Here is a 24,984-nt window from a genome sequence, read left to right on the forward strand (position 1 = left end):
AAACTCTTGGTTTTGTAACATGGAATAATGATCCGACCGATTATTTCGGCTCAAGCACGGAAGAAGCGGTGAAAGAGTTTCAAGAGGCTGAAGGATTGCCGGTTTCGGGAATAATCGAGCCGAATACCAGAGATAGGCTTGAGGAGCTCGCCACCGGACCGTTATCATATGGGATGTATCGTGAAGATGCAGTAGCTCTGAAAGAGAATCTGAACAAATTAGGATTCACATCCTTCAATGGTCCAAATGATTATTTTGGATCAGAGACAGAGCAGGGAGTAGAAGATCTTCAGAGCTATTATGGACTAGAAATAACGGGAGTGGCAAATGAAGCAACAGTAGAGAAGATAGAAGAAATTCTGTCCAGTCCATTCCAAGAAGGTAAAAGTCATGAGGATTCTGTAGAACTCAAGGAAAATTTGGAAACTCTTGGTTTTGTAACATGGAATAATGATCCGACCGATTATTTCGGCTCAAGCACGGAAGAAGCGGTGAAAGAGTTTCAAGAGGCTGAAGGATTGCCGGTTTCGGGAATAATCGAGCCGAATACTAGAGATAGGCTTGAGGAGCTCGCCACCGGACCGTTATCATATGGGATGTATCGTGAAGATGCAGTAACTCTGAAAGAGAACTTAAACAAACTAGGATTCACATCGTTTAATGGCCCAAATGATTATTTTGGACCAGAGACAGAACAGGGTGTAGAAGATCTACAGAGTTATTACGGATTAGAAATGACAGGAGTGGCGAATGAAGCAATGCTAGAGAAGATTGAGGCGATCCTGTCGAGTCCGTTCCAAGACGGTAAAAGTCATGGGGAATCCGTAGAACTCAAGGAAAATTTGGAGACTCTTGGCCTTGTAACATGGAATAATGATCCAACCGATTACTTCGGGTCAAGAACAGAAGATGCAGTCAAAGAGTTTCAGGAATACTATGGTTTACCAATTAGCGGGATAGCTGAAGGTAATACCAGAGATAAAATTCAAGAGATTTTATCCAGTCCACTACAATATGGTAAAAGTCATGAGGATTCCGTAGAACTCAAGGAAAATTTGGAAACTCTCGGCTTTGTAACATGGAATAATGATCCAACTGATTACTTCGGGTCAAGAACGGAACAGGCGGTTATAGACTTTCGGGAAACATATGATTTGCCAGTAAGTGGTATAGCAGACAAAGTAACACTAGAAACACTAGAAGAATTAACAAAGGCTTCAAGATACGCTCAATACGATTTAACATTAAACGAATCAGTAGACACCCAAATGAATGCAAATCCACAAACAGATCAAAATTATGCGTATGTCTCTGGAACTTATATAGAGAATGGTACAGTTACTGCGAGTGCTTTAAATGTACGTTCTGGCCCAGGTACCAGTTATGGAGAAGTTGGAATGCTATATAACGGTGACACAGTAAACATTCTCGATGAAGTGGGTGGCTGGTATGCCATTGAGTATAATGGTAGTTCACAATGGGTGACAGCAACACCTGATGATGTGTTTTTCTATCTTAATCCGGATAACTTTGTAAATGATGAGCAACAAAGGTTTCAATTTCTGGATCTTTCAAGGACAAGTAGTGCTTCTGTAGATATGCTAAATGACTACCTAGAAGGCAAAGGCACTTTGGAAGGACATGGTCAAGCATTTAAAAATGCTAGTGAGGAACACGGTGTTAGCGATATCTATTTGATTTCCCATGCAACACTGGAAACCGGAAATGGTGGTTCTGCATTAGCTCAGGGAGTCACATATGATGGTGAAACAGTGTACAATATGTTTGGTATTGGTGCTAATGATAGCTGTGCTTTGATATGTGGTGCTGAACGTGCATATGAAGAAGGTTGGTTTACACCTTATGATGCCATTGTCGGAGGTGCAGAGTTTATAGGGAACAATTATATTAAAGCTGGACAAAATACCCTTTACGAAATGCGCTGGAATCCTGAAGCAATGGACACCTATGGCTATGCATCGCACCAGTATGCAACAGACATCGGCTGGGCATCCAAGCAAGTGAATACCATGTACAATATGTACCAGGAATTGGGCTTAAATACCCTTGACCTGGAAATACCAGTGTATCAAGATTAATATTGGAACAATTTGCTTGCATAAGCTTTGATAGCTATGCAAGCTTTTTTTGGTTCATATATAGTAAAATATTATGAAGTCCCGTCAGGTTCCTAGGATAACTTATCAAGCATATATTTATAGTAATCAGACTTAACCGTTGCTATTGCTCCCTCTCCGAATTCTGTACCAGGAGCATGATTGACTTCAAATAAATAAAGGTTTGCAGCTTTATCGATACCTATATCAATTCCCAATGAGCTCAGGTTTTGCTGACAAACCTCCTCAATTTTGTATGGAAATGTGTTACCTAACTTTATAAGAGATTCTTTAATCGATTTCCAGTTACTTGCATAGTTATATTTTAAGAATGGGGTCATTTCACTGACACTGCCGCCTTGGACAACGTTTGAAACAACCTTCTGACCGGTACCAATGCGCATGAGATATTTGACAACTTCCCATTCGCCTTTACCGTCCTTTTCCAATCGAATTCTGCAGTCAAAAGGATCTCCAGATATTGTTGTCGAATCAATATATTTCTGGTAAACATAAGATTTTTGGTTTAACACCTCTTTACTAAATCTCTTTAATTTCCTTTTAGTGATTTGTTTCTCATCTTCTTTATAACTTAGGAAATATTTGTTTTTATTTTTTGAAACCTTGTAGATTCCTTCGCCTTTCTGCCCCTTATTAGGCTTGGCAACAATGTGCTTATGTTCCTTCAAAAATTTAAATAGGCTATTGAAGTTAGAATGCGTGACAGTAGGAATCAATAAATCTGCAAATTCGCCATCATCTCTTATTTTTTCTTGAAATTTGTGTTTGGCTATTGATTTGCCGGCGGTAAAATAGCTGTACCTGTGCAAAAACCGAATTTGTTTTTTATACCTAAAACTATAGGTTGTCACATCTACAAATAAAGGGACAGCAATTTCCTTTTGAACCCATTTATTATTTACAAGGATTTTTGCTTTGATCGTTTTTTGATTTAGATCAATATCCTCAGGGTGGAAAAAGGCAAGATCAATACCATGATATTTAGTTGTTTTGGCTAGAAGCTTTGTGAATTTCGTTGGTTTGCGAACGTTTCGCATATATCCTACGTACAAATCTATCTTCCTCTCATGAAATTGTAAAATTATTATATCAGCTCAAATAGTTCAGTCTATGGCTGTAACTGAGATTTAATTAACTTACATTAATTTTTTAACATCTGTAATGTTTCTATAGGTATAAGATACCTGTATATATTCTTCCCGAAATATAAATATAAAAAATATCGAATTGTGATATACTATAGACGAATAATGACTAAATTTGACGAAGAATATATATATTAACAAGAATAGAGGAAAATAAATTGAATATCGGCTTCATGCGTAATTTTAAAAACCCGACAACGATGGCTAAAATAACGGCGATGTTCTGTCAATCGCGTGGAATTGATCTCATCTATCTAAGACCGCGGGATGTGAACACAACTAACAACACGGTCAAAGGAAAGATGTTTGTAAACAATACATGGCAAGCAGTTAATAAAGAGCTGCCAATTATCATTGACGTATCGGCTTATTGCTTCAATAAAAAGAATCAAGAAATCATGGAATATCTTAGAAACAATACAATTTTAACCTTTGATAAGAAAAACGGGGTAAATAAGGAAAGACTGCAGCGTGAATTAAAAAAAGATGAGCATTTCGCCCATCTTGTGATACCTACACGCGAAGTAGAAAGCTTCAGTGACATCGAGGATTTTTTACAACAATACGCGTCAATTGTTATGAAACCAATTGGTGGTCAACGGGGAAATGGTATCTATATTTTAAGAAAAGAAGGAGATACCTACATACTCGGCTATCAAAAGCAGGAAAAAAAGCTATCCAAAGCAACTTTAATCGATCATTACGAGAACCATATGCAAAACAAAAGGTATATTTTACAGAAATATATCACTTCTAAAACAATGGAAAGTTACCCTTTTGACTGCAGGATCCATGTGCAAAAAAACCGTAAAGGAAAGTGGCAGGTCGCCAGGAATTTTATCAGGATTGGTATTGGGCAAAAAGTTATCTCCAATGTGAACCAGGGAGGCGGAATCAGTGACCCAGAACCTTTCCTCAAAGCAAACTTTGGGGAAAAATGGGAAGATATTCATAAAAGGATTAATCAATTAGCCATAACACTGCCATACAAACTGGAAGAGATTAAAAAAACACCCATTATGTCTATCGGATTTGATGTGGGTATTGATCAGGAAGGTGATTTGTATTTGTTTGAAGCAAATGGCGCACCGACGACATCACCTTTATTGGCAGAGTCAGCGATGTTAAGAACCGATTATTATCTGTACTTGCTTGAAAATGAAACAGACAAGGACTTAGTCAATGCATTTATGGGTAGCACTAAAATGAATTTGGAGAAACAGAATAAAAATCTCATGAGGGAATTGGAAAAAGTAAAACAAGAAAAGGCTCAATATGAAAAAAGATATACCGCAATCGAAAACAGCAGGGCATGGCGAGCAACAGCTCCGATACGTAAAGTGGGCAGCTTTTTGAGGAATACAATGAGATCCGGTTAGTGATTAGCATAACGTGACAAGAAAACAATGGAATGGCCGCAACACAGCCATTCCATTTAAATTTAACCAGTCGCCAATCCTTTTTTCTCATACACCTGCTTTCCGCCAATAAACGTTCCTTGAACTGAGATATCTTTTATTGCTATTGGATCCACGGCGGTTGGATCTTTATCCAATACCGCGAAATCAGCTTGTTTGCCAACTTCTATACTGCCGGATTGTTCTTCCTCGAAATTCAATTGTGCCCCATATATGGTCATTGATTTCAGTGCTGTCATGACATCAATGCGTTGTTCTGGTCCAAGAATATTACCATCTCGCGTTACCCGATTGACTGCAGCCCAGACAGAAAAAAGTGGTGAGATGGGCGTGACCGGACAATCGGAATGTAAGGTGAAAAGCAAGTTTTGATCTATGGCATCTGCCAGCGGACTGATTCGTCGTGCACGTTCAGGCCCGAGAAATATACTCTCATGCCGATCTCCCCAGTAATAGACATGATTGATGAAAAAGGATCCGGCAATCCCCAACATTCCCATCCTTCTTATGTCTTCCGGTGTACCTGATTGGACATGCTCAATCCTGTGCTTATGTCCTATTTTGGGGTGTTTTTCCAATGCATAGTCATAGGCGTCGATAATGGAGCCTATGGCACGATCACCATTCCCGTGAGTGGTTACCCGGTACCCTCGCTGATGTAAATCAAGGACTTCTTCTTGAAATGATTCCTGATCATGAATGAGATCGCCATAATGTTTCGCATCATTATAATAAGGACTTCTTAATGCACCGGTCAGACCTTGAATGGAGCCGTCCTGAAACATTTTGGCGCTATCCAGTGTGGCTAACCCACCTGAATTATCCTGTATTTCTTGATTTAATTGATTGGCTGAATAATTGCCAAATGGCGCACCATCGGAAAGAAGATTGTGCATGACCATGAGACGGGTTCGCATTGGATTGAGACCTTGTCTGGCTGCCTTCAGGTGGACATCCAGTTCGTTCAGATTGCTTACTTTAGCATCTGAGTTAGTCGTTATGCCATGTGCTAAATATTCTTTGGCTGCCTTTCCGAGATCGTCAACTTTTTTGTCAATTGTTTTGTCTGGTATCGGTTGGGAAACAGGGTCGGTCGCATCATATTCGTATAAAACGCCGTTTAAATGCCCATCTTCATCCCGGCCAAAATGACCTGACTTTGGATCGGAAATATCATCATGCAAACCTGCGTACTCCAAAGCAAGTGAATTGGCATAGCCCAGATGACCGGAGATATGTCTGATAAACACAGGATTATTTGGCGCAGCGTCATCTAACTCACGTCGCAGTATATGACGCTTTTCTTCAACAAGTGTGTCATCAAAACCGTAACCCTCTATCCAATCGCCGTCCACTGTTTCCTGCGCTCTTTGCCTAATCGCACTTAAAATATCAGTAATACTGTGGTTAGGAGGTGTGCCGCAGTTAATTTTATCGGCCATCAACGCATACATTAAAATATGGTTGTGCGTATCAATAAAACCTGGCAATAACGTGGCTCCGTGCAAATTAATAACCACTGTGTTTTTGGTTATGTCCACCTCATGTTTGGGCGGTTCGGGGTCATTCCATATGCCTGCAATCACACCATCACTGACAGCAACCGATCCAGCTCGGGAATTGGCATCGTCCATCGTTAAGACATTCGCGTTTGTAAATAGTAAATCAACTTCCTGCATCAAATATCTCTCCTTTTTAATTTGGCAATGATACCTCATGCCGTTACGATACGTTCGTCTGTGCCGGGTCTTCCTCGTTTTTCAAATCAAAGTAATAGGCCACTACGTTTTCATCATCCGAATGTTGCGTCATCAGACTGACACTGATAAGTAAAATAAACGATGTGATCATGCCCGGGATGATTTCATGCCAGCCAAACGGTTGCCCGAGCAAACTCCAGATAACAGAAACAATAAGTGAACCAATGACACTGATAATCACGCCTTGTTTCGTTGCCCGCCGCCAAAACATCGCAGCAAGCACTGGGAAAACCATCGTAATTGCTGATAAGGCTAACGCATACGAATAGATGGCGATCACATCTGTGATGAATAATGCGACCAATAAGCCAATAAAAGCCATTCCCGCAACAGACAGTCGTGATATTTTAAGCACTTGCTTACTGGTGGCATCTGGTTTTATCCAGCCTTGATAAATGTCTTTGGAAATATTCATCGCACCACTTAGGAGGAAAGATGTTGCCCCGGTTAATACAGCCGCAAAAAGAGATACCATGAACAAACCGCCAATAGCCGGGTGGGCCACAGCTGCAAGAAATTCGGTATACACTAGGTCAGGGTCTGTGCCAGCCGGCAGAACTTGTTGTGCAATAATCCCGATTCCGATTGAGAAAAAAGCTATGATAAATGTAATAATAAATCCGGTTGATACAGCCCTGACAGCAATTTTTTCAGTTTTTGCAGCCGCGATGCGCTGCCAGGATGTTTGCCATACCAAATAAAATGGCCCGAATATAATCAAGTAGTTAATCAGTTCAGTCGTTTCCATACTGAAAAGATTTAATGTGTCAGATGATGTGTTACTGATAACGACATCGGCGCCACCAACATAATTCAGTCCCAGAACAAACAAGAAAATTAAACCTGCGAGAATCAGAACCGATTGTACAGCGTCGGTCCAGGCAACACTCGGCAAACCGCCCATTAATGTGAACATGACACAAATGACAAACCCGATTAGCATCGCCGTCGTAACGGAGACATCAAAAGCAATCGTTAAAACCGACCCCATTCCGACGATTTGCATCCCGAATGTTGGCGTCATGTATAGGATGCTAATGATCAGGGAGGGGATAATAGCGGAAGCTTTGCCAAACCGCCGGACAAATAAGTCGGGCAATGTATACAGTTTTAATTTGCGAATGGTTGAACCCAATACCACTGCTAACAATATAGAAAATAATGCAACCGGAAATTTCGTCAGTATCCAGCCAATCCCTATTTCGAATCCTTTACCAGAAGAACCAATTACTGCTGCAGAGCCTAAGGAAGTGGCAATAATCGTTCCGCAAATGGGAAAAAAGCCAAGGCTGAAATTGGCCATTGTATATTCATCAGCCGTTTTAATTTTTCTTGAATAATATATACTTATGGCGAAAATGCCAATAAGAAAAATGCCAATCCAAAATATATACCAATTCAAAACGTTTCACCTCTCTCTGTCTCACTATTGGTATAATCGACAAAACTCACATCGTTATCTTGTATTTTACGTGCCGTGTATATTTGAATTCAATATTGTCATAATGTCCGTACCAGTGCACTATGTAACTGGTACGAACATTCCTACCTCATTGAATCCATCTTTCTTTACTATTTATACTTAAGGAAGGATTCAACACGAGGAGGAATTTTTTATGCAGCGACTGATGTGTAAAGGGAAACTTCATAGAGTGCGAGTAACAGAAGCTGACCTGGATTATGTCGGCAGTGTGACGATTGATGAGAAGTTTATGAAAAAAGCCGATATTAAACCATACGAAATGGTGCAAATAACAAGTCTGAAAAATGCGACTAGATGGAAGACATATGCTTTACCGGCGCCGGAGGGTTCGAAAAAAATCTGTCTGAATGGCCCGCCAGCTCATTTATTCTCGCCTGGTGACATTGTCATCATCTTAAGCATGGCGCAGATGAATGAGGAAGAAATTGAAAATCTGCGCCCTAAAGTGGTGTTTTTTGATGAAAATAATGACATTACAGGCATAGAAGAACATGACTTGCATTGGCCTGGGGATGTGAAGGTTTAAGTCCAACTGATAGCCGATCGGTTGGACTTATCGGCTTTTAGTTCGATACCCATTAGGTTGTGATTTTGAAATCGGGAGGTAAAGCATGAAAAAGTTGACATTGATTGTTGTCAGTATGCTGTCTGCGGTATTGGTCTTAGCGGCATGCGGGGCAGATGCCGGTGGTTCAGGAAATGCAGAAAATTATCCGTCTGAATCTATTACATACAGTATTCCTTTTGATCCGGGTGGACAATCGGATGTGGAAGCGAGAAGGCAGCAGCCCTATTTGGAAGAGTCCTTAGGTCAGGATGTTATGATTCAGTACAAACCTGGTGGAGGCGGTTCCGTTGGATGGAGCGAGCTGATTGGTAAAGATCCGGACGGGCATTTCATTTCCGGCATCAATATCCCGCATATCATTCTTCAGCCACTGGCAAACGATGATACAGGGTACCAGACAGAGGATATCGTGCCGGCAGCTATTTTTCAGGCAACACCAATCGGGATAGCCGTTTCCAAGGATAGTGATATTGAATCACTTGAAGCCCTCGTAAACAAGGCAAAAGAATCACCGGGCTCTATTACCGTAGCAGGATCCGGGAGATATTCGGGCCATCACATTGCATTGCTGCAGTTGCAGGATTTAGCCGGCATCGACATGCAATATGTGCCATTTGATGGTGCTGCACCATCCATTCAAGCCTTTCTTGGAGGGAATGCGGAAGTGATTTTCGGAAACTCCAGTGATCTGATCAAGTATGAAGATGATATGAATATACTTGCAATTGGATCAGAGAAGACGTTCAAACCATTGCCGGATGTCCCAACATTTAAGGAATTGGGTTATGACATGACACCGGGAATTGATCGTGGTGTTGCAGTACCTCCCGAGACAAACCAGGAAGTGATCGATACGCTCGAAACGGCATTTTTGGATATCCTGGATGAAGAAGGCGTCGAGGATGAGATGTATAATGAAGGATTTGAGCCTAAACGAATGGGGCATGAGGAATCGCTGGAATACATTGAACAGAAGACCGAGGAGTATAGCAGAATTCTCGAAAATGTTGAGGGTGATTGATTCAATTTGTCCAGTTAGAGTTTGCCTCAATAGAAAATCCCTGAATCAATTGGATAATCATACAGGTATCATTAATTGAACACCGAAAGAAAAAGGATGTACCATTTTTGGAAACCCCAAAAATGGTTTCTCACCTGGAGGGTACGGGAATGCTTGAGTTTTTGCCGGAAGTCCTGAGTTCATTGACACAACCCTTAAATATGCTGCTGTTGTGCGCCGGTGTGTTAGTCGGAATCATCGTGGGTGCATTGCCTGGATTGACTGCCACAATGGCACTCGCATTATTGCTTCCGTTTACGTTTACGATGGAGTCGGATACGTCGCTGATTACAATGGGAGGTTTATACATCGGCGGTATCTATGGCGGGTGTATATCAGCCATTCTGATCAATACCCCCGGTACACCGTCAGCCATTGCGACAACGTTTGATGGCTATCCCATGACTAAAAAAGGACAAGCTTCAAAGGCACTGGCCGCTGCTGCTATCAGTTCGGGGATTGGCGGCATAATCGGCGGTCTGGCGCTTTTATTTCTGACACCGATTTTGGCCGATTGGGCGTTGAATTTTGGACCGCCGGAATATTTCTGGGTGGCCATACTGGGGCTGACCATGATTGCAACGTTATCATCCGGGTCTATGCTGAAGGGGTTAATCGGGGGCTGTATTGGCCTGTTGCTGGGAACTGTCGGAATATCCCCGGTTGGCGGTGAATCGAGGTATACATTCGGCTTTTCCCAGCTTCAATCCGGATTGGAATTAATCGTCATTTTAATCGCATTCTTTTGTATTCCGGAAGTCATTTCGATGATTGAAAACAAGGTCAAATCCCAAAAAAGCGTCAAAAAAGAAAAAGGAATCGTTAAAACGCTCTTTTTCTATATTATCAAAAAGCCATTTTTCCTGATCCGTTCATCCGTCATTGGCATTATAACAGGCATTATCCCCGGAGCAGGGGGCAATGTTGCATCATTATTGTCATATGACGCTGCGGTTCGTTTTTCAAAAGATAAAAAGTCATTCGGGAAAGGTAATGTTGATGGTGTCGTGGCTGCGGAAACATCCAATAATGCCGAAGTTGGCGGGTCGCTGGTACCGCTGTTGTCACTCGGGATTCCGGGAGCGCCGCCTGCTGCTATTATTCTTGGGGCATTGATGATGCAGGGAATTACACCCGGTCCGGATCTGATGAGCCAGCAGCCTGGGTTGGTCTACACGTTTTTAATTGCATTTGTTGCTGCGAATGTGGTCATGATCATTTTTGGTCTTATGGGGTCCGGGTATATCGGGAAAGTCCTCTCCATACAGGTCTCTTATCTGGCGCCTTCGATTGTCTTTCTGACGATCATAGGGTCGTATGCGATTCGGAATAATTTTCTGGATGTGGCATTACTAATCGGTTTTGGCCTGCTGGCATATGTGATGAAAAATGCCGGCTTCAATCCGGCACCGATTGTGTTAGGCCTTATTCTTGGGCCAATTGCCGAAAGGGGACTTGCACAATCCATGCTTTTGGGAGAGGCATCCGGTAACGTATTTGCATTATTCTTTTCACGCCCGATTTCAGTCGTATTGATAGTGTTATGTGTCTTATCTATACTGTTGCCGCTTTTAAGCAACCTTTTCGGGGCTAAAAATGAAGACAGTCAAGAGAAGCTGGGGGCGTAATGATGCAAAAAGTCAACTACAATACGATATCGTCGGTTATATTGATTATTGTTGCCGGTATTGCTATATGGGAAACAAGGGGGCTATCAGAAATGAGTTATGTTTTCCCCCGTACCATTGAGATAATCCTTTTGATCCTGAGCATAGCCTATTGTCTAAAAAGTTTTATAAGGCCTACAACTAACTCTTTATTTGAAGGTATTGATAAGCGAAAAGTTCTGGTCATGAGTTTGGCGATGATCGGTTATGTTATCCTGATCAGCCTTCTCGGATTTTTAATCGCCAGTATAATATTTCTCGGATCATTAACCTGGTACTTGCAGCGGGATAATCACGAGAAAAGCAGCAAAACGAAAATAGTGCATGTCAGCATAAGTGCTGTTGGCGTGAGTGTCTTTTTCTTTGTGCTTTTCCGTTATGTTTTTCTTGTTCCGCTGCCCTCGGGTTTGCTGCTGGGTTAGCGGAAGCAGATTCAGCCGTGGACATTACATGTTATTTGAGAAAGGATAGAAACAATGACATTTTACATCAACCATACAGATTTGGAAAACTATGTTAAAGCGATCTTTCAAAAAGCGGGGTTGCAGGATGACCACAGTGCAACCGTTGCAAGACATCTTGTGTTTGCCAATTTAAGGGGCGTTGATTCACACGGGATTACCCGGGTAAAAAATTATACCGATCGTCTGGAAAGCGGTGTTGTCAATCGGGCGCATCATATGTCCATCACGAAGGAAACACCGTCATCTGTGTTTATCGATGGTGCTAATGAATTGGGTATTATACCAGCAACAGAGGGAATAAAGCGAGCCGTTAATAAAGCGAAAGAGACAGGTGTTGCGATTGCGGGTATCAATCATTCAAATCATTGCGGCATGCTGGCTGATTATACCGGCTATGCAGCTGAACATGGTTGTGTTTGTTTAGCTACAACAAACGCCCCATCCTATATGGCTCCCTGGGGCGGGAAGGAACGGTACTTTGGCACAAATCCTATCTCCTATGGCATACCGGGTGGCGACAAGGGCAATATTGTATTTGATATGGCAACAAGTATAGTAGCAAGGGGTAAAATAAAACTTGCTATTCAAAATCATGAGGATATCCCTGTAGGCTGGGCGATTAACAGGGATGGCGAGTCCACAACGGATGCGCAGGAAGCCATGGATGGGCTTGTTTTGCCGGTTGGGGGTCCAAAAGGATACGGACTGGCATTATTGTCGGATGTTTTATCCGGATTGCTTACCGGCGCTGCATTTGGACCGCGGGTTGGTAGACCGGAGAATTTAGGTGAACGGCAGGAAGTCGGTCAATTTTTCTTTGTGATGCGTGCTGATATATTTGAGGAATTGGACACGTTTAAGAATCGGATGGACACCATGGCAAGAGAAATTAAAGCGATACCGACTGCCAAAGGTTATGATCAAATTTACCTGCCGGGTGAAATTGAAAACGAAAGGGAGAAGGAACGCAGGGGAAACGGGATCCCCTTGATGGAGGAAGCGGTTGATGAACTTCAATCTGTTGGAGAACGGTACGGTGTGTCGCCACCGTTAAAGAAATTGGTGTTTGATGGCGTGCTGATGTCATAGCCAAATAAGCGATGCTCCCGCACGAGTTTGGGTAGTTCTTGCACGAGTTCGAGGAGTTCCCGCATGAGATTGAGGTATTCTCGCACGAGTTTCCGACGTACTCGCTCGATTTGATAGCGCTCTCGCTCGTTTTGGGTCGGTTGTTGCACGAGTCTGGACAGTTCCCGTATGAGCTAAGGCCGCACTCCTCGATAAAGCATAGCCCATCCGCTTGACAGGCTGGAATCATTTTTTGCGCGAAAGTTTAATCTTAAACGAATACATATCCGACCGGTAGGCAGCCCGTTCGTACTCGACAAACTCTCCATTAAAGTCAACCAGTATTCTTTCCGCAATTAACATACTCATGCTGGATGACACGTTTAAAAGCTTTGCATCCTCTTTATTGATGCGTTCTGACTTGATAATTTGGTCGGCTTCAATTGAACGCACGCCCAATTCCTGTTCAAGTAGGTCATATAATGATTTTTTATTCAGATCATATGTCATAATTTCTTCACCCAGTTCGATCGGGTAGTAGTTATTTTCAACGCCTATCGGTATATGGTCAGCATATCGAATCCGTTTAATATGCACGCCTTCTGTTAATCCGGTTAATGTCTGCAGATGCTTAGGAAGCTGGACTGTCTCTGCCTTAACCAGCTTTGCTCCTGGTTTCATTCCAATTCGCTGGATAGTCTCAGATGTGCTGCTTAAGCTGCCCAGCCAGTCGTTAATAGGCTTCAGCGCAACAAAAGTTCCTCTGCCTGGTTTTTTATCGAGTGTTCCTTCCCGTGTCAGTGCATCAATTGCTTGTCGGACGGTGCTCCGGCTGACATAGTATTCATCCATAAGCTCGCGTTCGCTGGGGATCTTTCCGGTATAAACCCCCTCCAGGATTTTTTCTTCAATTTTCACTTTCAGCTGGATATAAAGCGGAATAGAATTCGTGTAGTCCAATACCATTAGAATCACCTATTATTTATGGTTTAAATGTTTGATATTTCATAGTTTACCATAAAATGATTCTGTCAGTTAAACCGATTTCATAATTGCCCTTTAAATTTGCTGGACAGCAAGGATTTGAAAAAGCCCCATTCACTTAAAACGAATGGGTCCATCAGTCTTATTTGGTATGCCATGGCATTCTATTTATACAAAATCCATCACACCTAAAAATATAAAAGTAATGAGAACGAAAACGAATATGGCATTATGTATGAATTTGTTGCGGTATCCCGGATGTACTTTCCTGGAATTCAGCAAAACAAGCAGCGTGATCGCGACAAATGGCATAAACAATGAGCCAAGCGCCGAATACAACATTACGATCGATACCGGCTGATCAAAAATAAGCAGGAGCATCGACGGAAAGGTGAGCCAGGCCAGAAAAAATCTGTAGGCCGGATCTTTTTCTGTTACCGGGTTGGCTGAGTTTATTTGCGTTGTATTTTTTAGTTTACGTACACGGATAAAATCAGCAAACAAGTAAGGAATCCCATTCCATGATCCGAGCATGGAAGAGAAGGTAGCTGCCCAAAACCCAATATTCAGGAAAATTTGTGCCCCGGTACCAAATCTGTCGCCATAAATGCCCAGAAAATCTCTCATGCCTTCTGCCCCGGACAAGCTGAGACTTGTACCATATAAAAATTGTGTACTGATAATCATCATCGCTACACAAAAGAGACCTGTGACAATATAGGCGATCGACGCATCAATGCGCATGACAGGTATATCATGTTTATCCTGCCAGCCTTTCTCGCGTACCCAATAGCCATAGGCAGCCAGAGCCATAGTACCTCCAAGGCCACCGACAATTGCAAGGATTTGATATATGGAACTATCCGGAATGCCAGGAATAAATGCTTCGGCAGGAAGATCACTCAAGCTTGGTATTAACATGATGGCAGAGCCTATGACGGTTACAAACATAATACCGATTAAAATCGTAATCATGCGTTCAAATAATTTGTACCGGCTGAACCAAATTAAGATAAACCCAGCTATAGAATGTAAAATTGCCCATGACCAAACCGGTATGGCGGGAAACATTGCATATGCCATTAAACCGCAGGCTGTCGCAATGGCCGCTCCATATATAAGTCCAAATAATGTGACATACAGGAAAAAATAGCCCATTGTCCATTTTCCGAGTGAACGCCATCCTTCCATAATGGTTTGTCCGGTAGCCAGTGTCCACCTGCCGACACCTTCTGTCAGTGCGAATTTTAATAAAGCTCCAAGGACGACAGCCCATATAAGGACAAGGCCAAATTCTGCTCCGGTTACAGCAGAAATTACAACTTCCCCAGCTCCGATTCCTGTTGCAGCAAGTACGATACCGGGACCGATGACAATTTTTTTACGCTTACTCGTATTTGATGCTGGTTCTGGTGCAGATAAATCTACAGCATGGCTTTTATCTTTCATTAACTGACCCTCCGGAATCTAGTTATAAAAAAGCGATTCGTTTATCATGCTACTTCACTGTTTAGGCGGTTTCAACATTGTTCGAATGTTCGTACCAGTTGTAACTTTTGCCGATAGACCCGGGATACATAGGATTCTAAGTATATTTTCCGCAAAATGAAAAGTGTTAAGTCTTATTGTTTTTAGGAGGCTTTCTTGCTATAATACGTAGCAATATCTGGGGGAGGAGTTGCGGTGAAATGGGTTTAAGAAAATTTTGGGTTGTTGCACTTATTATTTTTATACTTGCTGGATGTGGGAATCCCGATGCGGAAACAAATAAAGACTCACAGCGGGAAGCCGAGAATAACAAGGAAACATCTGAAGAAGGGGAAAAGGATACATCCGGCGATCTCGATTATGATCAATTTACAATTGATATAGATGATACGATTGCATGGATGGAAGCAGGACCCGGGGAATATAGTGGTGACAAATATGATGCACAAGCAGTAAAGGAAGAAATCGCTCAGTGGCCTGAAGGGTTAAGCGCGGAAGAATATTTCCACCGTATTTTAGCATTGACAGCGGAGGATTTTACAAAATACCAGGAATTTCTGGATGAAACGGAAGTTGTATTTAATGATATGACGGCCAAACCGGATGGTAGTATTGGTGAAGAAGAACTGGAAAACCATGGGTCACTTAATGTTCAGATTTTACTTGATGCAAGCGGAAGCATGGCACAAGAGATAGATGGTGATATTAAAATGGATCTTGCGAAAGAGACCATTGCCGATTTTGCCAGCAACTTGCCGGAAAATGCGAACGTTTCATTGCGTGTGTATGGCCATAAGGGTACGAATAAGAAAGACGGCAAAGAAGAATCCTGTGCCAATACGGAAGAGGTGTATGCGTTAGGGTCATATGAAGAAGATGATTTTGAAAAATCACTGAACCAATTCGAACCAACTGGCTACACCCCGATAGCTAAAGCGATTGAGGAAGCCGGTGAAGACTTAGCCAATGCTAATGGTGAAGAGACGAGAAGTATCGTTTATGTTGTAAGTGACGGTGAAGAAACGTGTGGAGGAGACCCGGCGGCAGCTGCAAAAGATCTGCAGAAATCAGATATTGAAGCGATTGTTAATATCATTGGACTTGATATTGAAGAATCAGAACGCGAGTCACTTGAAGAGATTGCCAGTGCAGGTGAAGGGGAATACTTCAGTGCAAATAATGCCAAAGAGCTGCAGGAGACATTTGAAAAAGCCAGAAGGGAATTAATCAAAGACTGGTATGACTGGGTAAGTGAAAATGTGGATGTCTATTATGACCAACAGAGTGAGTATGTCGATGATTCTTATGATTATGAGAGTGAGGCAGTCAATCTCAGTTACGACGAGGAAACACGCCAGAAAGACCTGACGCGATACATGGAAGACATCATGGAAGAGGTTGACGCAGTAGAGATTCGCAATCTTATTGGAGATCGGGCATATCATATACGTGACCATGTCAGAGATGAATATTATGATATACGCGAAGAAGCACGGGATACCGGTTATGAATTACGTGAGAAAGCCCGGGATGAGGGTTACGAACAACGAGAAGAATTACGGGATCAAAATAAAAATTGACACCAGGCTTAATCAGAAGAATCACCTTCTTTCATGGTAATGAAGGTGATTTTCTTTCTCAGTATAATTATGATCCCCGTTTAACATCAAACGTACAGGGTAGTTACAAAAATACCAGTGCCTATTTGCAGAAAATGTGATAGAATCAATAAAGAAGTTTCATAATTTGATATGAAGCAGGTGTACTGTACCTATGTTTGATACAGCTGATTTAGTAGTTGCATTTGTCATTTCGGCATTGACAGCATTAATTGTAACGCCTTTCATCAATAAGCTGGCCCTGAGATTGGGGGCAGCTGATATACCGGATAACAATCGCAAAAACCATCATGGCATCAAGGCCAGTTTGGGCGGGCTCGCGATTTTTATTGGTGCGGCTGCCGGGTTCCTATATATACAGCCGGAACATCCGCAAATGACGGCTATTATTGTCGGTGCCTTGATCATGTTGGTGACAGGTATCCTGGATGATATTTTTGATCTGAAGCCGTACATGAAACTGACGGGACAGCTGGCGGCTGCACTGGTCGTCGTGTCTTCCGGTCTGGTCATTGAAAAGCTGACCATTCCTTTCTTTGGCACCGTGTACATGGATGGTTTGGCATATATTATCACGATTATTTGGATACTGGCGGCTGCCAATGCCATTAACTTCATTGATGGGCTGGACGGGCTAGCAGCGGGTGTGTCCGCGATTGGTTTATTCAGTATTCTCATCATGGCGATGATCGATTATCGAATCATTGTCGCATATTTGTGTGTCGTCCTGATCGGCGGGTGTATTGGTTTTCTTTACCATAACTTTTATCCGGCCAAAATATTTATGGGGGATACAGGTGCTTTATTTCTGGGTTATTCGATAGCGGTTGTATCCATGCTCGGGTTGTTCAAAAATGTGGCCCTGTTCAGCTTTATCATCCCGGTCATTGTTATCGCCATTCCGGTTTTTGACACGATTTTGGCGATTATCCGGCGAACGATTAATAAGCACGGGATTGCCAACGCCGATAAGAAGCATATTCATTATCAATTGATGAAAATGGGCTATAGCCACCGTGGTGCAGTTTTGATCATTTACGGGTTCAGTGCCTTTTTTGGCGGAATGGCCATCGTATTTAACAGTGGAACAATGCTGACGTCTGTCATCATATTTGGCATTATTATTGTTGGCTTGCAGGTGATAGCCGAGTTAGCCGGAATCGTCATGCAAGGTCAGCAGCCTGTCTTAAATCGGATTAAACGAATATTTGGCATGGAAAGAGTCAAATAGAATATGTATGCAGTGAGAAACTTTTAGATCATATGACTGGTCTAAAAGTTTTTTTAATGTCGGAAAGTTATCGATTGCTTATAGAGGCTGTTCAAAAAGTCCGGTAAAAATGACACGTTTAATAGGGGGAGCATCTGCTAAAACCGCTCCACGACAATCCCCAGTGAGAAGTCACCACAACACGCGAGAAGCTCGTTGGCTTGTCTTCTCCGCTTCCTGGAAAAGAAAAGCACTAATGCTCGCGTGCGATGTGGATTCGGTGAAGCATTCCTTGTGCTCATGTATCTAAAGGCTTAGGGGATAGGGAATCGTTGCCACAAACTATTATCTAATTCTTCCTGCCAAGTAATCCTTTGGTAAACGAAATATCATCCGTAAAATATCCATCTACATTTAATGCCTTTACTCGTTTCTGCTCTTCTTTTTGTGTTTCCATATTATTAAAAAAGACATGTACTTCTTTTCCCTGCCGATGGAGTTCATTCACACGTTTCATCGTTACATCGGTTGCCTCCATTCCAATAATTGGATAATCCGCCGACAACGCATCGTTAAGATTAAAATTTCCTTTACTAAATAGGAGCGTTAAAGGAATAGAAGGTTCTAACGCTTTGATTTTTTCCAGGCTTTTTTGTGAGAAAGATTGAATGGTGACTAAGTCCTTTTCTATTAAATTGTACTCATGCAGCAATAGAATTAATGGCTCTTCCATCACCGCTTTCCCATTCACCAATCTTGTTTCGATATAATAATGTTCCGTATCGGTAAAGGTATCTATGATTTCTTTAAATACAGGGATGGGTTCCGTATTTATTTCATTGCTAAACACTTCTATTGTTTGAAAATGCCGCAACTCCTCTAATGTATAATCGGCAACTTTTCCGGTTCCATTTGTTGTCCGATTTATTGTTTCGTCATGCATTGCAACCAGTAATCCATCTTCAGTCATTCGTAAGTCTATCTCCAGTGCATCGACCCCATCTTCCGCAGCAATTTCATAAGCTGAAATTGTACTTTCATTCATCCTGTCATTGGCACCGCGATGGGCAATAATTTTTGGTTGTTCTACCACAGAAGGCAAAGGCTTGCGATCCTCTGAAACATATATCGCAGAGAGCCCAATGGAGATGAATACAAGGACAAAAGCGATTCCTTTCTTAAACAATCGTTTGTCGCTCGTTTCTGATGGACAAAGCATCCCCAGGGAAGTCTGTAATAATGGTATTCACATTTAAATCCAGAAGTTGCTTGATGTCATGGCTGTCATTTACAGTCCAGACGCGAATATTTAAATACAAATCCTTCAAATAATAAGCGGAAGATAAAACAGTGGCGGTATCTATGTGAAATGCTTCCAACTCCATGGTTTTAATGTAATCGCAAGGATGTGAAATACACGTATTCAATAGCCAGGCGATGTTTGCAGATGGATTCAATTTTTTTATTCTAAGCATTGTTGGCAGATGGAAAGAAGAATAAATGACATTTCTGCCGTTTCCATATTGATGGACCAACGATAAAACTTTTTCTTCAATCCCTTCATAATGAACCAAATATGTCTTTAATTCGATATTTAATTCAATATCGTAAGGTGTCAATAGTTCTAATACTTCCTGTAATGTCGGGACAACTTCTCTATTCCACATTTCTTCATAATTATGGTAGTGAGAAAAATTGATCCCGGAGCTATATTGTTTAATATCATAAAGGGTGTGATTTTTAATATATCCACTGCCATTGGTTGTTCTGTCCAGTGTTTCATCATGTATGACCACAATCTCGCCATCCTTAGTCATATGCACGTCGATTTCAAGACCGTCTGCCCCTTGGTCAATTGCCTTTTGAAAACCGATTAATGTATTCTCTGGCATTGTTCCCATGCAACCACGGTGTCCATATATTTTTGTTTCCGCCATTTAAACACATCCTTTAATGATTGATAGAAAAAGAGAATAAAGCACAAAACTTTATTCTCTTTCATATGTCCCGTTATTATCCTTCTCTGGCCGCATTAGCTCGTTCAATTGCAGCATTCAGTTGTTCTACTGCGGTATTATACGCTTCATCCACATCACCGCCATTATAAACGGATTCCAAAGCAGTTTCGGTAATTCGGCGAGCTTCCGGAATCATATCCATCACCGCTCCTTGCGTGGCATAAGAAGGTTTGGTTGATTGCAGCTGATCTACTGTTACTTGTAATTGTGGCATTTCTTCATACGAATCCTGTACCAATTGTTCATCATACGCTTCCGGATTAACGGCAAAATATCCAGTGTTTACATGCCACTCGGCTTGAACTTCCGGTGTTTGCAAATATTTCATAAACTCCCATGCAGCTTGTTGTTCTGCTTCTGGTTTTCCATCCATCATCCAAAGACTTGCACCGCCGATCACAACGCCTTGACGTTCTTTATCTTCCGGATATGGCATGAATGCAACGCCAACTTCAAATGGTGCGTTATCAATGACATCTCTGGCACTTGCAGACGATTGTAAGAACATCGCGACATCACCTGCTGTAAACCCTGCAACCATGTTGTCCCCATTCGTCCCATAGTTGGCAAATGTGCCATCATTAATCATCCGTTCGACCCAGTTAAAAATAGATTTTCCTTCTTCATCTGTAAAACCGATTTCCGTTGCTGTTTCGGTACGTCCATTGTCATTGTTCAATAATAGAGCACCTTGGTTAGCCAATAATTGTTCAAATAACCAGCCATACGCCTGTAATGCAAAACCTTTCATATCCGGGTTTGCATCCGCAATTGCTTTTCCGGCCGCTTCCACTTCCTCGAATGTTTCCGGTGGATTTTCCGGATCAAGACCCGCCGCTTCAAATGCATCTTTATTATAGTACATAACTGGTGTAGAAGAATTAAATGGCATAGAATAGAATTGATCATCGATGTTATAGTAGTTTACAATATTTTCTTCCAGTTCGCTCATGTCGTAGCCATCTGCATCAACAAATTCCTGAATTGGCACGATACTTCCGCTATTGATCATGGTCATCGTTCCAATTTCAAAGACCTGCATCATTGTCGGCGCACTATCTGTTCCAGCAACACTTTGATATTTTGTTAAGGCTTCATCATAGGAACCCTGGTATTGTGCATTTACCTGTATGTCATCCTGGGAATTGTTATAATCCGCAACAATTTGATCAAGTGCCTCCTGTGCTGCGCCGCCCATCGCATGCCAGAACGTTACCTCTTGCGTTTCACTGTTTCTTTCTTCATCTGCCTGGGATGCTGATGTTTTATCAGAAGCTGCATCCCCTCCACAAGCTGCAGCAATAAACACGAATACGAACATCATTAAAGAAAATACCAGTTTCTTCATTTGTTATGACACTCCTTTTTATTTAATCGCTCCTTCTGCTAACCCTTGCTGCAATTTCTTTTGGCCTAAGAAAAGCAGGATTAATGTAGGCAAGACAACGATAATCCCTCCCGCCATAATCACGCCCCACTCATTCAGCTGCTCTTGGGACTGCAATTGTTTTAAGCCAATCTGTACCGTACGCACACTATCGTTTGTGGTCGATAAGAGCGGCCATAAGTACATGTTCCATGAGGTTAAAAACCCATACACGCCAAGGGTGACTAAACTTGTCTTCGCAACTGGCAGAACAACAGTTAAATAAAACTTAAAATGACCTATACCAGCTATCTCAGATGCTTCTTTTAATTCCTTTGGTATCTGTTTAAAATTTTGTCTCAATAAAAACGTTCCAAATGCCATAGCAAAATACGGAAGAGACAAACCGGCATATGAATCAATCAGCCCCAAATCACGAATCGTTTGGAAATTCGGGATAACCGATGCTTCAAAAGGAACCATCATCGTTGCAATAAAAATAAAGAACAATACATCCCGTCCTTTAAATTCCATGAAAACAAAGGCATAGGCAGCAAGACTGCATAAAATTAACTGACCGATCATAATAACAATTGATACAATAAAGCTGTTCGCTAAATAATTTAGTAAAGGAAACCGGTCAAACACGGCCAAATAATTGTCGAAAGTCAGGGAGGTCGGTATCATGTTTCCCGCCATAATATCCTGATTTGTCATGAAACTCATCATGAATGCAATCATTGCCGGTGCAAATACAAGGAGTGCCGATACAAATAGCAATGTATAGAATATTAGCTTTCTGCTTAATGGCATGTTCATTGGTAATGAACCTTCCTTTCCCCCAATTTAAACTGCACTAACGTCAAAATAAGAATAATGACAAATAAAACCACCGCCTGTGCGCTTGCTGTACCATATTGATAATTCATAAAGGCTTCCTGATAGATCGAATACACGATTAAATTGGTCTCATTTTGCGGACCTCCTCTTGTCAGCATGTCAATCTGTCCGAATGTTTGGAATGCGTTTATCAGTGACACTGTCAATACGAAAAATAATGTTGGCGAAAGCATCGGAATCGTAATCCTTCGCAGCTTGTAAAAATAGCCTGCGCCATCAATATCCGCATTCTCGTATAAGTAGGAATCAATCGATTGCAGCCCGCCCAATAAAATAAGAAAGGTAAAACCAAGGTTCATCCATATCGTTGTAACTGAGACAGAAATCAAAGCAAAATTGGGATCAGTGAGCCAGCCAATCGACTCCATTCCAAAAAACCCGAGAATCTGGTTCAGCCACCCCATTGTCGGATTAAATAAGAACAACCAAAATACAGAACCTGCCGCCACCGAAATTCCCATAGTGGAAGAGAAAATCGTCCGGAAAAAACCAATCCCCTTCAATTTTTCATTTGCAATCACTGCTAAAAACAAACCAATCAGAACCGTACCCGGAACTGTATAATGTACAAACAGGAAAGTTGATTGCATGCTTTGCAGAAAAACCGGTGATGTAAACATTTGGATGAAATTGTCTAATCCAACAAAAGCAGTTGGCGTTCCGCTTGCGTCGGTAAGAAAAAAACTTAAATAAATCGTACGGACAAGCGGATAAAACAGAAAAATACTAAATAGGACAATGGATGGCATCAGAAACAGCATGCCTTTTAAAAAACTAATGATGCGCTGTTTCTTTTTTATTTTTTCGAAGCTAAGTGCTGTTAGCTCTTCTGAATGGATTGCTGCTTCGCTCATATGGCAACGACCTCTTGCTCTCGTTCTGCTGAGGCCGGTTTGATCAGTAAGCCGGAATCAGCGTCAAAGAAGCTCATGTTTTTCATCGAAATAGATACAGCTACTTTGTCACCTGTATGAACGTTCCATTGTCCAAGCCATTTTGCGGTCCACAGTTCTTTTCCAATTTCAAATGTGATCAACGTTTCATTCCCTAATTGCTCGACATTAATGACTTCCAGTTCATGCGTCGTGTTATCATGCGTGCCAGGGAAAATATGCTCTGCACGAATGCCAATGTTAAGATTTTTATCTTTTGGTATACCGGCTGCTTCAGCACGGTCTAGCGATAGATGAAGTTTATCTTCTATAATGAGCTGCTGATTTGAAAACACAGCTTTCCCCATATTCATTTTTGGTGACCCAATGAAAGAGGCGACAAATAAATTAGCCGGCTTATTGTACAACGTGATAGGTTTTCCAACTTGCTGAATCTTTCCCTCATTAAGCACCATAATTCGATCTCCCATGGTCATTGCTTCCACTTGATCATGTGTGACATATATCATTGTGAGCCCCAACTTTTTTTGCAAACGTCTTATTTCAATACGCATATGTGCGCGCAACTTCGCATCCAGATTTGATAGTGGCTCATCCATGAGACAAATAGGCGATTCACTGACGACAGATCTTGCAAGGGCTACCCGCTGCCGCTGACCACCGGAAAGTTCTTTTGGTTTGCGTTTTAACAATTCGGTTAATCCCATCATGTCTGCAGTCTCTTTTAATCTTTTTTGCTGCTCTTTTTTAGGTGTTTTTTTGACATGTAATCCAAAAAGAATATTTTGTTCTACCGTTAAATGTGGATATAATGCATAATTTTGAAATACCATAGAGAGATTCCTGTCTTTCGGCGGGAGATGATTAACTGTTTTATCACTGATTTTTAATATCCCACCTGTTATGTCCTCAAGTCCCGCAATCATTCGGAGTAACGTGCTTTTCCCTGACCCGGATGGCCCAACAAGAACAAAAAACTCTCCTTTTTCGATTGATAGATCAATTTCATTTAATACGTTTTGTTGTTTTTCAAAAGACTTTGAAACACCAATCAATTCAACATGTTTCACGTTTATCGCCTCCTTTAATGCAATTAAAACATATCTTAATCATAAAAAAGGCAATTTTACGAAACCTTTGCAAAGAATTAATAGTGGGTTAAAAAAGTTATTATTTATTTAATAATTCAACTTTCATCATAGACCGAATCAGCTAGTATACCTTGATATGTATAGATAAATAAATCCGCAATTCCTCATACGTTCTTAGACATTAATAGCTGCGGCATTTCTCGTAAAATGGGATGCTCAGGTCATGAACGGATTGAAGTTAAACAGGAATTTCTACGGATGCCAACCAGAATGCAATCGAACCCGGCCGAGGAATATTTGATATACGGATTTTTTGAAACTGAACGAACAGGAGAAAGAAAAATTGCGCATTGGCAACATGGATGATCGTGAGAAGATAATGGAATATACAATTTCATATGGGGAGAAAGGGAAAAAAGAGGGCAGAATGGTGGGCGAACAGGCAGCAAAGCAGGAAATTGCTGTTGAGATGTTAAGAAAAGGATTCTTAGTTTATGTACGTGTTCAAAAAGGAGGATAAAAAGCATTCCTGTATATAAAGAAATTTGAGGATAAGTGGGGCTAGAATCGGTTGTACAAAAATAGAGCCCTCTTGGTACGATAGAGAGTGTCATTGCAATGACCTCGAATTTAAGTACCAAGGA

21 protein-coding genes are annotated in these 24,984 nt (G+C 41.5%); 10 read left to right on the forward strand and 11 right to left on the reverse strand.

The window, feature by feature from the left end:
• Positions 1–2,099 (forward strand): peptidoglycan-binding protein (locus E4U82_RS16535; protein WP_167751464.1); only part of this gene is annotated, 2,099 nt, incomplete at its 5' end.
• Positions 2,100–2,191: 92 nt separating this feature from the next.
• On the opposite strand, the gene E4U82_RS16540 is transcribed toward E4U82_RS16535, so the two are convergent.
• Positions 2,192–3,190 carry a YheC/YheD family protein gene (locus E4U82_RS16540; RefSeq protein ID WP_135111283.1) on the reverse strand — a complete coding sequence of 333 codons (999 nt, stop codon included), beginning with the start codon at positions 3,188–3,190 and terminating at the stop codon, positions 2,192–2,194.
• A gap of 251 nt (positions 3,191–3,441) precedes the next feature.
• Between E4U82_RS16540 and E4U82_RS16545 the strand changes: the two genes are divergently transcribed.
• On the forward strand, positions 3,442–4,662 hold the full coding sequence (locus E4U82_RS16545; RefSeq protein WP_135111284.1) for a YheC/YheD family protein: 1,221 nt from the start codon (positions 3,442–3,444) through the stop codon (positions 4,660–4,662).
• Positions 4,663–4,724: 62 nt separating this feature from the next.
• Here E4U82_RS16545 and E4U82_RS16550 read toward each other — a convergent pair whose 3' ends face one another.
• A complete protein-coding gene (locus E4U82_RS16550) occupies positions 4,725–6,380 on the reverse strand; it encodes an amidohydrolase (protein WP_135111285.1) in 1,656 nt (551 codons plus the stop codon).
• Between the two features lie 43 nt (positions 6,381–6,423).
• Positions 6,424–7,863: a sodium:solute symporter family protein gene (locus tag E4U82_RS16555; RefSeq protein WP_135111286.1), complete on the reverse strand. Its 1,440-nt coding sequence runs from the start codon at positions 7,861–7,863 to the stop codon at positions 6,424–6,426.
• Between the two features lie 214 nt (positions 7,864–8,077).
• Between E4U82_RS16555 and panD the strand changes: the two genes are divergently transcribed.
• From panD to E4U82_RS16580, 5 genes are all read left to right on the forward strand, one after another.
• Positions 8,078–8,470, forward strand: a complete 393-nt coding sequence (panD, locus tag E4U82_RS16560) for an aspartate 1-decarboxylase (protein WP_135111287.1) — start codon at positions 8,078–8,080, stop codon at positions 8,468–8,470.
• Between the two features lie 85 nt (positions 8,471–8,555).
• A complete protein-coding gene (locus tag E4U82_RS16565; protein WP_135111288.1) occupies positions 8,556–9,533 on the forward strand; it encodes a tripartite tricarboxylate transporter substrate binding protein in 978 nt (325 codons plus the stop codon).
• 149 nt (positions 9,534–9,682) lie between these two features.
• Positions 9,683–11,200, forward strand: a complete 1,518-nt coding sequence (locus tag E4U82_RS16570) for a tripartite tricarboxylate transporter permease (protein WP_135111289.1) — start codon at positions 9,683–9,685, stop codon at positions 11,198–11,200.
• A 2-nt stretch (positions 11,201–11,202) separates the two neighbouring features.
• Positions 11,203–11,661 carry a tripartite tricarboxylate transporter TctB family protein gene (locus E4U82_RS16575; RefSeq protein ID WP_167751465.1) on the forward strand — a complete coding sequence of 153 codons (459 nt, stop codon included), beginning with the start codon at positions 11,203–11,205 and terminating at the stop codon, positions 11,659–11,661.
• A gap of 54 nt (positions 11,662–11,715) precedes the next feature.
• Complete coding sequence (locus E4U82_RS16580) at positions 11,716–12,792, forward strand: Ldh family oxidoreductase (RefSeq protein WP_135111291.1); 1,077 nt, start codon at positions 11,716–11,718, stop codon at positions 12,790–12,792.
• A gap of 225 nt (positions 12,793–13,017) precedes the next feature.
• Here E4U82_RS16580 and E4U82_RS16585 read toward each other — a convergent pair whose 3' ends face one another.
• Together E4U82_RS16585 and E4U82_RS16590 are read right to left on the reverse strand one after the other, a co-directional pair.
• On the reverse strand, positions 13,018–13,737 hold the full coding sequence (locus tag E4U82_RS16585) for a GntR family transcriptional regulator (protein ID WP_135111292.1): 720 nt from the start codon (positions 13,735–13,737) through the stop codon (positions 13,018–13,020).
• Positions 13,738–13,923: 186 nt separating this feature from the next.
• Positions 13,924–15,204 carry an Nramp family divalent metal transporter gene (locus E4U82_RS16590; RefSeq protein WP_135111293.1) on the reverse strand — a complete coding sequence of 427 codons (1,281 nt, stop codon included), beginning with the start codon at positions 15,202–15,204 and terminating at the stop codon, positions 13,924–13,926.
• 239 nt (positions 15,205–15,443) lie between these two features.
• Here E4U82_RS16590 and E4U82_RS16595 point away from each other — a divergent pair, with 239 nt between their 5' ends.
• Positions 15,444–16,823: a VWA domain-containing protein gene (locus tag E4U82_RS16595; protein ID WP_135111294.1), complete on the forward strand. Its 1,380-nt coding sequence runs from the start codon at positions 15,444–15,446 to the stop codon at positions 16,821–16,823.
• Positions 16,824–17,016: 193 nt separating this feature from the next.
• Positions 17,017–18,093: a glycosyltransferase family 4 protein gene (locus E4U82_RS16600; protein WP_135111295.1), complete on the forward strand. Its 1,077-nt coding sequence runs from the start codon at positions 17,017–17,019 to the stop codon at positions 18,091–18,093.
• 328 nt (positions 18,094–18,421) lie between these two features.
• On the opposite strand, the gene E4U82_RS16605 is transcribed toward E4U82_RS16600, so the two are convergent.
• The 6 genes from E4U82_RS16605 to E4U82_RS16630 all read right to left on the reverse strand — a co-directional run bounded on the left by E4U82_RS16605 (position 18,422) and on the right by E4U82_RS16630 (position 24,319).
• Positions 18,422–19,165 (reverse strand): glycerophosphodiester phosphodiesterase, encoded by a 744-nt coding sequence (locus E4U82_RS16605; protein WP_245183622.1) that lies wholly within the window; start codon positions 19,163–19,165, stop codon positions 18,422–18,424.
• A gap of 85 nt (positions 19,166–19,250) precedes the next feature.
• Complete coding sequence (locus tag E4U82_RS16610; protein WP_135111297.1) at positions 19,251–20,009, reverse strand: glycerophosphodiester phosphodiesterase; 759 nt, start codon at positions 20,007–20,009, stop codon at positions 19,251–19,253.
• A gap of 76 nt (positions 20,010–20,085) precedes the next feature.
• Positions 20,086–21,438, reverse strand: a complete 1,353-nt coding sequence (locus E4U82_RS16615; protein ID WP_135111298.1) for an ABC transporter substrate-binding protein — start codon at positions 21,436–21,438, stop codon at positions 20,086–20,088.
• A gap of 18 nt (positions 21,439–21,456) precedes the next feature.
• A complete protein-coding gene (locus E4U82_RS16620) occupies positions 21,457–22,275 on the reverse strand; it encodes a carbohydrate ABC transporter permease (RefSeq protein WP_135111299.1) in 819 nt (272 codons plus the stop codon).
• Positions 22,272–23,210 (reverse strand): carbohydrate ABC transporter permease, encoded by a 939-nt coding sequence (locus E4U82_RS16625; RefSeq protein WP_209300594.1) that lies wholly within the window; start codon positions 23,208–23,210, stop codon positions 22,272–22,274. Before E4U82_RS16625 ends, E4U82_RS16620 begins: the two co-directional genes overlap by 4 nt.
• Positions 23,207–24,319, reverse strand: coding sequence for an ABC transporter ATP-binding protein (locus E4U82_RS16630; protein WP_135111300.1), 1,113 nt, complete (start codon positions 24,317–24,319; stop codon positions 23,207–23,209). The genes E4U82_RS16625 and E4U82_RS16630 overlap by 4 nt, the downstream gene beginning before the upstream one ends.
• A gap of 364 nt (positions 24,320–24,683) precedes the next feature.
• Between E4U82_RS16630 and E4U82_RS20025 the strand changes: the two genes are divergently transcribed.
• Positions 24,684–24,860 carry a hypothetical protein gene (locus E4U82_RS20025; protein ID WP_167751467.1) on the forward strand — a complete coding sequence of 59 codons (177 nt, stop codon included), beginning with the start codon at positions 24,684–24,686 and terminating at the stop codon, positions 24,858–24,860.
• Positions 24,861–24,984: the final 124 nt, after the last annotated feature.

It is taken from the genome of Lentibacillus salicampi (genome assembly GCF_004565465.1).
Classification (GTDB): Bacteria; Bacillota; Bacilli; order Bacillales; family Amphibacillaceae; genus Lentibacillus; species Lentibacillus salicampi.